General features: G+C 64.2%; 9 protein-coding genes. 5 read left to right on the top strand and 4 right to left on the bottom strand.

The features are described from left to right. Together CRD15_RS09335 and gndA are read right to left on the bottom strand one after the other, a co-directional pair. Nucleotides 1–1,149 (bottom strand): DEAD/DEAH box helicase, encoded by a 1,149-nt coding sequence (locus tag CRD15_RS09335; RefSeq protein ID WP_187402391.1) that lies wholly within the window; start codon nucleotides 1,147–1,149, stop codon nucleotides 1–3. Then, nucleotides 1,150–2,595, bottom strand: a complete 1,446-nt coding sequence (gene gndA, locus CRD15_RS09330) for an NADP-dependent phosphogluconate dehydrogenase (RefSeq protein ID WP_034981915.1) — start codon at nucleotides 2,593–2,595, stop codon at nucleotides 1,150–1,152. It lies immediately after the preceding gene. A gap of 44 nt (nucleotides 2,596–2,639) precedes the next feature. Between gndA and CRD15_RS09325 the strand changes: the two genes are divergently transcribed. Then, entirely contained in the window at nucleotides 2,640–3,122 is a 483-nt protein-coding gene (locus tag CRD15_RS09325; protein ID WP_187402390.1) for a PaaI family thioesterase, read from the top strand. Between the two features lie 3 nt (nucleotides 3,123–3,125). Here the strand turns inward: CRD15_RS09325 and CRD15_RS09320 are convergent, their stop codons facing one another. After that, nucleotides 3,126–4,541, bottom strand: a complete 1,416-nt coding sequence (locus CRD15_RS09320; RefSeq protein ID WP_034967751.1) for an NAD(P)/FAD-dependent oxidoreductase — start codon at nucleotides 4,539–4,541, stop codon at nucleotides 3,126–3,128. A 181-nt stretch (nucleotides 4,542–4,722) separates the two neighbouring features. On the opposite strand from CRD15_RS09320, the gene CRD15_RS09315 reads away from it, so the two are divergent. From CRD15_RS09315 to CRD15_RS09305, 3 genes are all read left to right on the top strand, one after another. Then, nucleotides 4,723–5,955, top strand: a complete 1,233-nt coding sequence (locus CRD15_RS09315) for a class I SAM-dependent methyltransferase (protein WP_187402389.1) — start codon at nucleotides 4,723–4,725, stop codon at nucleotides 5,953–5,955. A gap of 80 nt (nucleotides 5,956–6,035) precedes the next feature. Next, the gene (locus tag CRD15_RS09310; protein ID WP_187402388.1) at nucleotides 6,036–7,715 is read left to right on the top strand and encodes an FAD-binding dehydrogenase; all 1,680 of its coding nucleotides are present in this window, start codon (nucleotides 6,036–6,038) and stop codon (nucleotides 7,713–7,715) included. Then, the gene (locus tag CRD15_RS09305; protein WP_187402387.1) at nucleotides 7,702–8,979 is read left to right on the top strand and encodes an amidase family protein; all 1,278 of its coding nucleotides are present in this window, start codon (nucleotides 7,702–7,704) and stop codon (nucleotides 8,977–8,979) included. The genes CRD15_RS09310 and CRD15_RS09305 overlap by 14 nt, the downstream gene beginning before the upstream one ends. Here CRD15_RS09305 and CRD15_RS09300 read toward each other — a convergent pair. Next, nucleotides 8,954–9,748, bottom strand: coding sequence for an SDR family oxidoreductase (locus CRD15_RS09300; protein WP_034967761.1), 795 nt, complete (start codon nucleotides 9,746–9,748; stop codon nucleotides 8,954–8,956). The two genes, CRD15_RS09305 and CRD15_RS09300, sit on opposite strands and share 26 nt — an antisense overlap. Nucleotides 9,749–9,905: 157 nt before the next feature. On the opposite strand from CRD15_RS09300, the gene CRD15_RS09295 reads away from it, so the two are divergent. Next, a complete protein-coding gene (locus CRD15_RS09295) occupies nucleotides 9,906–11,126 on the top strand; it encodes an HNH endonuclease signature motif containing protein (protein WP_187402386.1) in 1,221 nt (406 codons plus the stop codon).

The raw sequence follows: 11,126 nt of genomic DNA, 5'->3' as shown, positions 1-11,126 counted from the left end.
CTAAATCTTCTTCAACTCGGCGATCAACTGTGAACCCGGCAGCACGGTGGGGTGCACGCCCGCCTTGGCCATCATTTTCTCGGTGGCTTGCTGTGTATCGGCGAAGGTTAGCGTGACCACCGTGCCACTGGCCCCGGCGCGCGCCGTGCGCCCGGCCCGGTGGACGTACGCCTTGTGTTCCGCGGGCGGATCGATGTGTACGACCAGCTCCACGCCCTTCACGTCGATCCCGCGGGCGGCAATGTCGGTTGCCACCAGCACGGAGTTCTTGCCTTCCGTGAAGCCATCCAGCGCCGACTGGCGCGTATTCTGCCCCTTGTTTCCGTGGATTCCCACGGCGGGCACGCCCGCGCGCACCAGCTTCTTTACCTGCCGGTCCACTGCGTACTTGGTGCGCATGAACATTACAGTCCGCTTACGCAGTTTTCCAATCTTCACGATCAGCTCGTTGCGTTCCTCGCGGCTGCTCACCACACCCAGCAGGTGGTTCATCGTGTCCACGCTAGCGGTGGCTTCACCCGTAGAGTGCGTCACCGGATCGCGCATGTACTTGTCCACCAGCACCTGCACATCGCCGTCGAGTGTGGCGGAAAACAGTAGGTGCTGAGCCTGCTTCGGCATGCGATCCAGCAGCTTCGTCACCTGCGGCAGAAAGCCCATGTCGGCCATCTGGTCGGCCTCGTCGATGGCCACGACCTTCACGTCGGAAAAGTCCAGCATCCCCTGACCCAGCAGGTCCAGCGCGCGCCCCGGCGTGGCCACCAGAATGTCGACCGGCCGCGCCAGCGCCGTAACGTTGCGCTGAATCTTCACCCCGCCGACGACCTCCAGCAGTCGCTGACCTGCTGCGTTAGCGATCGGATCCAGCCGCGAGCGCACCTGCGTCGCCAGCTCTCTGGTCGGCACCAGCACCACGCCACGCGGCTTCTTTGGTTTGGACGCCCCCCGCCTCAACAACTGAATCATCGGCAGCCCGAACGTGAATGTCTTGCCGGAACCTGTCGGTCCTCGGCCCAGAACGTCGCGCCCCTCGACGGCCGCGGGGATGGCGGCCGCCTGAATCGGGAAGGGCTTGGTTATCCCCTCGGCGGAAAGCTCCTTGGTGATGCAGTCATCCAGCCCAAGCTTTCCGAACTCTGATCGGGACAATTACGCCTCGACCTCGCTGCGATCCCCGGACCACAGAGTGTGGAAGGAGCCCTCGCGGTCGGTGCGGCGGTAGGTGTGGGCGCCGAAGTAGTCGCGCTGCCCCTGGATCAGGGCTGCCGGCAAACGCTCTGCACGCAGCGAGTCGTAGTAGGACAGGGAAGAGGCGAACACCGGAACCGGCTGGCCCAGCTGGGTAGCCAGGATAACCACGCGGCGCCAGGAGTCGATCAAACTGCCCAGCTCGCCCTTGAAGTACGGGTCCAGCAGCAGGGAGGGCAGCTCCGCGTTGGCGTCATAGGCCTCGCGGATTCGGTTCAGGAACTTCGCGCGGATGATGCATCCGCCGCGCCAAATGGTGGCCAGGTCGCGGGGATCGACGTCCCACTTGTGCTCGTCGGAACCCGCCTTGATCTCGTCAAAGCCCTGCGCGTAGGCCACCAACTTGGAGGCGTACAGCGCACGGCGGACGTCCTCGATGAACTCCTCCTTCGGCACGTCCAGGGTGGATAGCTCGCCGCTAGGCAGGTTGCCGATGGTGGCGTCGCGCTGCTCGCGGGCGCCGGACAGCGCACGGGCGAACACGGCCTCACCGATACCGGTGGTGGGGATGCCTAGGTCCAGCGCCGCCTTCACAGTCCAGCGACCGGTGCCCTTCTGGCCTGCGGAGTCAACGATCACGTCGACAAGCGGCTTGCCGGTCTTCTCATCCACCTGGGAGAGCACCTCGGCGGTGATCTCGATCAGGTAGGAATCCAGGTCGCCCTCGTTCCAGGTCTTAAAGACCTCGGCGATCTCCGCTGGCTCCATGCCCGCGCCGTAGCGCAGCAGCTGGTAGGCCTCGCCGATGACCTGCATGTCTGCGTACTCGATGCCGTTGTGCACCATCTTCACAAAGTGCCCCGCTCCGTCGGGGCCAATGTGGGTCACGCACGGGGTGCCATCGACCTTCGCGGCCACGGACTCCAGCAGCGGGCCCAGAGCCTCCCAGGATTCCGCCGGTCCACCGGGCATAATCGCCGGGCCATTCAGCGCGCCCTCTTCGCCACCGGAGATGCCGGCGCCGACAAAGTTCAGGCCACGCTCGGACATCTCAGCTTCACGGCGAATCGTGTCGGTGTACAGCGCATTACCGCCGTCGATGATGATGTCGCCCTCGTCCATTTCCTCGGCGAGCTGGGAGATGACGGCGTCCGTACCAGCACCTGCCTGCACCATAATGAGCGCGCGACGTGGCCGCTCCAGCGACTTAACGAAATCGGCGATCGTCTCCGAGGGAACGAAGTTGCCGGTCTCGCCGAAGTCCTCCATGAACTTCTCGGTCTTCGCGGTGGTGCGGTTGTAGACGGCCACGGTGTGACCGTTGTTGGCAAAGTTCCGGGCGATGTTGGAGCCCATGACGGCCAGGCCAACAACACCGATTTGGGCGGTTCCTTCAGCAGTAGTCATGGTTTTACATCTTACAGGGCGACGTCTTGGTTAGGCTTAGGCGCATGTCCAATATTTTCATTGAACTAAGCCGTGTTGCCGCAGAGCGCGAACTCACTACTGAGGAGATCTCCACCCTCAACGAGCTGCTGGCTCGGCACCCCACCCTCGACCGCACCCTGGGCGTGCAGTACCGCGCCGTCGGGCCGAACAAGCTGGAGCTTGCCCTCGAGATCACAGAAGATCATCTGCAGCCCTGGGGTGTGACCAACGGCGGCGTGTACGCCAGCCTGGGGGAGACCGCCGGCTCCATGGCCAGCTTCGTTGCTGCAGGCGCCGGCCCGGCCGTAGTCGGCACCTCGAACCAGACGCACTTCCTGCGCCCATCGGTCAAGGGGGACACCATCATCGCCACCGCCGAGGCCGAGCACATCGGGCGCACCACCCACCTGTTTCGCATCGAGCACAAGAATGAAAAAACCGGCAAACGCTGCGCCCTGACTTTCCTCAAGACGCAGGTTGTGCCGGATATGCAGCCCAATAAGTAGGGGCTAGTCGGATACCGCGCGGGTGTCGCGACCCTCGCCGAAGCGCAGGTTATCGCGCACCTCGATGGAGCGGATCTCTTCCTTATCCTCCAGTTCGCGGAGCTTACGCAGCGCGTTGCGGGCGTGCAGCTGCTGGCGGGTGGCCACCAGCTGCCAGCGGCGACGGGATACGGAGTTCAGGCCCCAGCTGAACGCAGCCACAGCGCGGTTGCGGAAGCCAACCATGTACAGCAGGTGCAGCACCAACCACATGACCCAGCCCAGGAAGCCGGAGACCTCGGCCTTGTTCATCTTCACCACCGCGTTGAAGCGGGAGACGATGGCCATGGAGCCCTTGTCGAAGTAGCTGAACGGCACGCGGCCCTCGTGGGAGGTGCCGTTGTTGATCTCGTCCAGAATGGTCTTGGCGGCGTACTGGCCACCCTGCATAGCGACCTGGGCCACGCCGGGCAGGCCGTCCTTACTCATCATGTCGCCGACGATGAAGATGTTGTGGTGATCGCCCAGGGTCAGGTCGGCGTTCACTGGCACGCGGCCCGCGCGGTCGACCTCGATGCCAGCCTGCTCCGCTACGTGCTTGCCCAGCGGGGAGGCGGCCACACCCGCAGACCAGATCTTGGCGTAGGAAGGAACGAAGAACTCTTCGTCGGTCTTCATGTCCTTGTAGCGCACGCCCTCCTTGGAAACGTCGGTCACCAGGGAGTTCAGGATGATGTCCACGCCCAGGTCCTCTAGGCGGCGGGCGGCCTTGCGGCCCAGGCGCTTGCCGAACGGAGCCAGGACCTGCGAGCCGCCGTCGATCAGCAGGATGCGCGTGTCCTCGGTGTCGATCTCACGGAACTCGTCGCGCAGGGTGCGGTGGGACATCTCGGCCAGCTGACCCGCCAGCTCCACACCGGTGGGGCCCGCGCCCACGACGACGAAGGTCAGCAGACGCTCGCGCTCTACCGGATCGTTGGTGATCTCGGCGCGTTCGAAGGCGCCGGTCACGCGGGCACGGATCTCCAGCGCGTCGTCGACGGACTTCATGCCCGGCGCGAACTCTGCGAACTGCTCGTTGCCGAAGTAGGACTGGCCGGCACCAGCTGCCAGGATCAGCGAGTCATACTTCAGAACGGCATCCTTGCCGCCTAGGTCGGCGGTCACGGTCTGCTCGGCGATGTCCACGTTGCGTACTTCGCCCTTCACCACGCGGACGTTGTCCTGGTCCGCGAGGATCTGGCGGATGGACGGGGCGATTTCTCCCTCCGAGAGGATGCCGGTCGCAACCTGGTACAGCAGCGGCTGGAACAGGTGGTGGTTCGTCCGGTCGACGATGGTGACCTGGACGTTCTCGTTCTTGAACTTCTTCGCCGCAAAGAGGCCGCCGAAGCCCGCGCCGATGATGACGACGTGGTGGCGGTTGGTTTTGCTGGTCATGTAGTTGCTTCTCTCCTCAATGATGGTTGTTATCCGGCACTATCCTAATTGTTTCCTGCGTAGCGTTCACACCGAGAGCCCCCGGATCTGAAATTTTCCTTATCTTTCGGTTGTGCCTCGGAAGTTTGGTGTGGTTTTCCTAGTAACTTCGGGGGGAGTCACAGCGCATAAGGAGGGCAGGATGACGTCGCCGTACATCGACGAGGAGCGCTGGCCGCACCTCGTTGCCACCCCGCACGCCCGCTTCATGAGTCGCCGCGCTGAAGGTGTTACCTCGCGACTCGAGTCGTTGCTGTCTTCTCGCGGTATTGGTCTGGACGCCGGCTCGGTGCCGCACATGGTCGTTCGGGATGGCCAGGTGATCGATCGGGTGGTCGCCGAGGGGTGGTTGGGCCTTGCGGAGGGTTACATGGCCGGCGAATGGAACGCCGAGCCCCTCCCGGAGATCCTGGGAATTCTGCTTGCCCAGCCTTTCGAAGGCAAGGTGGGGGAGTTTTTCGCGCGCCGCTCGCCGAAGCGCCGCGGTCCACTGCCGGGGGAGCTACCGGAGGCCCTTGTCGAGCTCTACGCGGGTGCGTCGCGTGCCACTGGCGCAGCCCAGTTCAGTAGCGCCTCTCGCACCAGTGCCCACGATCAGGGGATCGACTTTACCTGGTTCGGTGACCCGGACCCGGTGGAGCGCTTGGACCTCGACGATGCACAGCGTCGCCGCATCAACACGATGCTTGACGAGGCGGAGGTTGGCCCCGGCGACCGCGTATTGGAGATGCCCTCCTCGGGCGGGCAGCTGGCTGTGCAGGCCGCCCGCCGCGGGGCTCGGGTGGACGTGTTGACCAGCGATGAGGAGCACGCCGAGGCCGTCCGCGCCCGTGTCCATTCCGCCGGAGTCGGGGGAGCGGTCAATGTGGAACTCATACCCGGCCCCGTGCCCTCGCCCCGGCAGTGGTCCGGCCGTTATGAGGCTATCTTTTCCGTCGAACGCATGGAGACCCTGGGTCTGGGTGGGCTGAGCCACTACCTCAAAGCCGTCGACCGCATGCTGTCTGACGACGGCCTGGCCGTCATTCAGTCGATCGTGGCCACCGAGGAGATGCGAGAGACTGCCCGGGAATCCCTCGACGTGATGCGCGCCTACGTCTGGCCCGCCCTGGAATACCCAACCGTCGGCCAGGTTCGTGAAGCCGCCGCCGAGCACACCCAACTGCGCGTGGTCGCCGAGAACAACCTCAGCACCCACCTGCGCGCGACGCTGCCCCTGTGGCGCGCCAACTTCCTGTCCCGCGAACGCCAGGCCGCAGCTGCCGGATTCGACCCGGTTTTCCGCCGACTCTGGGACTATCAGCTAGCTCTCCACGAGGCCCTGGCCACCGCCGATGACATCGGGTGTGTCCAATTCGTACTCGCCCCTAAATAGTTTTGCGATTTCCCCGCGGGGGTCGCCAGATAGTTTTAGCGTAATAAGAACTACTGGCGATTAACCGAGAGGAAACACCCGTGACAACTCCCACCAACCCCGATGTCATCATCGTCGGTGCCGGCCTGGCTGGCCTCGTCGCCGCCTACGAGGCGCAGAAGTCGGGTTTGAAAGTCCTGATCCTGGACCAGGAAAACCGCAACAACCTGGGCGGACAGGCGTTTTGGTCGCTGGGAGGCTTGTTCTACGTGAATAGCCCCGAGCAGAAGCTGATGGGAGTCAAGGATTCCGAAGAACTCGCTTGGCGCGACTGGGAGAACTCCGCGCAGTTCGACGACACCCAAAACGACTACTGGCCCCGCCGCTGGGGGCGCGAATACGTTCGCTTCGCCGCCACCGAGAAGCGCGACTACCTGAAGTCCCTGGGCCTCAACGTGCTGCCCACCGTCGGCTGGGCAGAGCGCGGCTCCGGCGACGCCAGCGGCCACGGCAACTCCGTTCCCCGCTTCCACCTGACCTGGGGCACAGGCCCCGAGGTTGTGCGCGTCTTCCGCGAGCCCATCGAAGCCGCCGAGGCAGAAGGCAAGGTCGAGTTCCGCTTCCGCCACCAGGTCGACGAACTGATCGTAGAAAATGACGCCGTCGTCGGCGTTCGCGGCAGCGTGCTGGAACCTAGCGATCTGGACCGCGGCGTGGCGTCCTCAAGAAAGGTCGTGGGGGAGTTCGAACAGCGCGCGTCCGCCGTCGTAGTGACCTCCGGCGGCATCGGCGGCAACCTGGACCTGGTGCGCCGCGCGTGGCCGACCGACCAGTGGGGGCCGGTCCCGAACGACATGGTCACCGGCGTGCCGGCCCACGTGGATGGCCGCATGATCAAGACTTGCGAAACCGCCGGCGCGAACCTCGTCAACACCGACCGCATGTGGGCTTACACCGAGGGGATGAAGAACTGGAACTCCATCTGGCCTGGCCATGGAATCCGCATCATCCCTGGCCCGTCCTCTCTGTGGTTGGACGCGACCGGTAAGCGCTTCCCGTCCAACATCATCCCGGGCGGCGACACGATCACCACCATGAAGCACCTCGGTACCACTGGCCACAGTTACTCGTGGTTCGTCCTCAACAAGGCGATCGCCGACAAGGAGTTCATCTTCTCCGGCTCCGAGCAGAACCCGGATCTGACCATCAAGAAGGTCAAGAACCTGCTCTCGAAGGTCGGCCCCGGCACGCACCCAGCCGTCAAGGCGTTCATGGATCATGGCGAGGACTGGGTAGTCGCCGACGACCTCGGCTCCCTGGTCGAGGGCATGAACGCCATCGCCGACGACGATGCGCCCGAACTCGACGTGCACGAGATCCGCCGCATCATCGAGGACCGCGATTCCCAGATCGACAACAAGTTCAGCAAGGACTCGCAGATCAACTACATCCGCACCGCCCGCGGCTACCTGGGCGACAAGATCGTTCGCTGCGCCGCTCCGCACCGACTGCTGGACGAGACGAAGGGGCCGCTCATCGCCGTCAAGCTGCACGTGCTGACCCGCAAGACCCTCGGCGGTATTGAAACTGATCTGTCCGGCCGTTGCCTGCGCACCGACGGCTCCGTGCTGCCGGGCCTCTACGCCGCTGGCGAGGTTGCCGGTTTCGGCGGTGGCGGTATGCACGGCAAGAACGCCCTGGAAGGTACCTTCCTCGGCGGCTGCATCCACTCCGGCAAGCGCGTCGGCGAGAACCTGAAGGCGACCATTGCTCAGCGCTAGCGAATGGCGCGCCGCGGCCTTGGATCGGGGCGCCGTACCCCTGATCGAACGCGCCCTCCGCCGGATCCGCGCCCAGGACCGGAACTTCAATGCGATCTCGGTGCTGCTCGACGACGAGGCTCTGGCCACCGCCGCCGAACTCGATTCCTCCACTGACCCCGGCCCGCTGCACGGCGTGCCGGTGCTCATTAAGGAGGAAGTCCACGTCCGCGGCGTGCCCACCACCTACGGCACCAACGCCAACCCCACGCCCGCGGCCGCTGACGACGAGATTGTTCGTCGCCTACGCAACGCCGGCGCCATCATCCTGGGCAAAACCACCATGCCCGCCTTCGGCGCCTTCCCGTTCACCGAGTCCGAGGCCCGCGGCATCACCCGCAACCCGCACAACCCGCGCTTCACCCCGGGCGGTTCCTCCGGAGGCTCTGCCGTCGCCGTTGCTGCTGGTTGGGTGCCCTTTGCCGTCGGCGGGGACGGCGGCGGGTCCATCCGCATCCCCTCCGCGCATTGCGGCCTGTACGGCCTCAAGCCCGCCCGCGGCACACTGCCAGGGGAGGATCTGTGGTGTCGCCTCGGCACCGCCGGCCCGATTGCTCGTTCCGCACGCGACTGCGCCCTTCTTTTTGACGCCCTGTCTGATTCCGTCGCGACCGAATCCGAGGGGGCGTCACTAAGAATCGGCGTAAGCCTGCGCCCCACAACGCCGCTGACTCCACCGCACCGCGACCACGTCCGTGCCGTGCGCGCGATGGCCGAGCGGCTGCGCGAAATGGGCCACGACGTGCGCGATTACACGCTGCGCCACAAGGATCCGACGGCGGCGTTTGTGACTCAGTTCTTCGCGGGGATCCGCAAGGAGATCGCTGACCTTGAGCACCCCGAGCGCATCGAGGGGCGCCACAAAGTCACGCGCGCGGCGGGCGTGTGGGCGCAGGGGCCGGTGCTGCGCTGGGCCGAGAGCTTTTCCGACCGGCTGGGGGAGCAGCTGGATCGGGTGTTCGACGAGGTCGATGTGCTGCTGACCCCGACCGTCGCTGCGCGCCCGGCGCGGGCCGGTGTGCTGACGGGCAAGGGGATGCTGGCAGCGCAGATCGCCAGCCTTCCGTCGGTGGCCTACACCGCCCTGTGGAACGTGTCCGGCCATCCCGCGATGAACATTCCCGCAGGTAAGGGGCGCGATGGCCTGCCGGTTGGTGTGCAGTTGGTGGCGCGCGATGAGCGGCTTTTGCTGAACCTGGCTAGCGCTTCATCAGCCGGCCCATAACCTCCGTCATCACGCGCCGTGGCATGCGCTGCGACACACTCGTCAGCAGCTTGTTGCGCGCACCCGCGACCACCGATGGCGGCGGCGACTTGCGCAGCAGCGCTTCGATGCCCGCTGCGACCACGTCGTGGCTGCTCATGCGCTTGAGACCGCCGTCGGCGCGGTCGCTGCCCGCCACCCGGAAGAACTCCGTCTCCGTCGGTCCGGGGCACAGCGCCATGATCCGCACCCCCGAGCCCTTCCGCTCCGCGTACAGCCCTTCCGTGAATGACAGCACGAAAGCCTTCGTCGCACCGTAGACCACCATGCCGGGGGAGGGCTGGAACCCCGCGATCGACGACACATTCAGGATGAAGCCATTTCCGCGCTCTTCGAACCGCGGCAGGAACATGTGCGTCAGCTCTACTAGCGCGTGGACGTTCACCGCGATCTCTGCGCGCAGGCTGTCGGTCGGCACGTCGCTGAAGGATTCGTAGTTAGCGAAGCCCGCGTTGTTGATCAGTGAGGTTACCGTGATTCCGCGCGTCGATAGCTCCCACGAAATCTCGCCTGCCACGCCGTGTTCCGATAGGTCTTTGGCTATTACTTCGACCTTTACTTTGTGACGCCTCTTAATCTCCGCCGCAATCCTATTCAGCCGATCCTGACGACGTGCGACCAGAACGAGGTTCGCACCCTTGGCTGCCAGCTGGAGGGCGAATTCCTTGCCGAGACCCGAGCTGGCGCCTGTAATAAGGACGGTTTCTTGGGAGAGATCCAAAGTGCTCATGCCTCTATTTCTACATGATTCGGGGGAGTTCGGCAGTCTGATTAGATTCGAACGAACATTCTAGTTATACTGCAGAGTTAGCTTTTAATGCGGCAAAAGTGTTGACTCAGTTGGAACATGTGTTCTAGTATGGTGTTAGTTCACACAAGGGGATCGCATGAACACCACTGCACACGCCACCACACCCGCCGAACCACCACCAGAAACCACTGAGCCCTACTACCGTCTCGCGCGTTCCGACGATCCGCTGACGGTCACGTCCCGCACCTTAAACCTGACGCATCTTGCTATGGTCGAGCAGTCTACTCCGGCCCCGGACGACCTCGTTCCCGATCATGTATCGAAGATCGCGGTGCGCTTCGGTATTAGCAAGGTAGTGGCGGCCAATTACGCCGACGCGGGCTTGATGCTTGCCGCATTCCCGCGGATCCACGAACTCTTCCGTAGCGGTGCGTTTACCATCCGCCACATCCAGCAGATCACTGAAGCAGTCCAGGCTGTGGCCCCCGAGAAGCGCGCCCATGTTGAGGAAGGGATTCTCAAAGCCCTCAGCCCTACCCGTCCCAACCAGCATGTTCCCACTCCGCGGGCTGCCTATAACAAGGTGAAGACGGTCGTGGGCAATCGGGACGTGTTGGCGACTCCGCACGATAAAGCCCCGCCAAAGGATACGAACGCTCCCGAGCTCTTTTTCGACCGCGGTCAGAACGAGACCACGGCGATCACCCTCATCGTTCCGCGTCTGCGTGGTGTGGAACTGCACAAAGCCGTGAAGTCGGCTGCAACCAAGCGTGGCTGCTCCATGGGCGAGGCCTTCCTGGCAATGCTCGACCAAAGCATCACTACCGAAGTCACCCTGAACCTGTACAAGGCAGTCACCCCGCAACCTCGCGGAATATTCGCCGAGGATCACTGGTTGTCAGAGGCCGCCAGCTGCGAGTGGCTCAAGAAAGTCACCCACCTGGCGGCCCCCGGGTACACCACGACGGAGGGCTACCAGGCGACGGAGCTGCTGCGGGCGTCAGTAACAGGGCGCGATGGGCACTGCCGTTTCCCGGGATGCGACGTGCCGGGGTACGCGTGCGACGTCGACCATGTACACCGACATGCCGATGGCGGTCCGACGAGCACCGCGAACATGCACCTGCTGTGTCGTACCCATCACCGGCTCAAAACGGCTGGTACCTGGGACGTTGCGCTGCATGCAGACGGCACGGAGGTGTGGACCTCCCACGGTGACGGCCACCAGGTTGTGACCACGCCCGACGGTCCTCTCGCTCGCGAGAACTTCGCAGAACGCGGGGTTCGGAAGGCACGGGTTGTGCGCCAGTTGAACGCGGAAATAATGCAACGCAACGAAGGGGAACCGCCGTACTAG

The sequence above is a fragment of the Corynebacterium sp. LK28 genome, assembly GCF_014335105.1.
Taxonomy (GTDB): domain Bacteria; phylum Actinomycetota; class Actinomycetes; order Mycobacteriales; family Mycobacteriaceae; genus Corynebacterium; species Corynebacterium macclintockiae.
The sequence above is the reverse complement of the archived record's forward strand: the minus strand, read 5'-3'. Positions and strand labels throughout refer to the sequence as shown.

Bases quoted from the DNA above. Each gene is read 5' to 3' on its own strand.
- CRD15_RS09320 (WP_034967751.1), bottom strand. From the start codon at position 4,541: ATGACCAGCAAAACCAACCGCCACCACGTCGTCATCATCGGCGCGGGC.
- CRD15_RS09315 (WP_187402389.1), top strand. From the start codon at position 4,723: ATGACGTCGCCGTACATCGACGAGGAGCGCTGGCCGCACCTCGTTGCC.
- CRD15_RS09300 (WP_034967761.1), bottom strand. From the start codon at position 9,748: ATGAGCACTTTGGATCTCTCCCAAGAAACCGTCCTTATTACAGGCGCC.
- CRD15_RS09295 (WP_187402386.1), top strand. From the start codon at position 9,906: ATGAACACCACTGCACACGCCACCACACCCGCCGAACCACCACCAGAA.
- CRD15_RS09325 (WP_187402390.1), top strand. From the start codon at position 2,640: ATGTCCAATATTTTCATTGAACTAAGCCGTGTTGCCGCAGAGCGCGAA.
- gndA (WP_034981915.1), bottom strand. From the start codon at position 2,595: ATGACTACTGCTGAAGGAACCGCCCAAATCGGTGTTGTTGGCCTGGCC.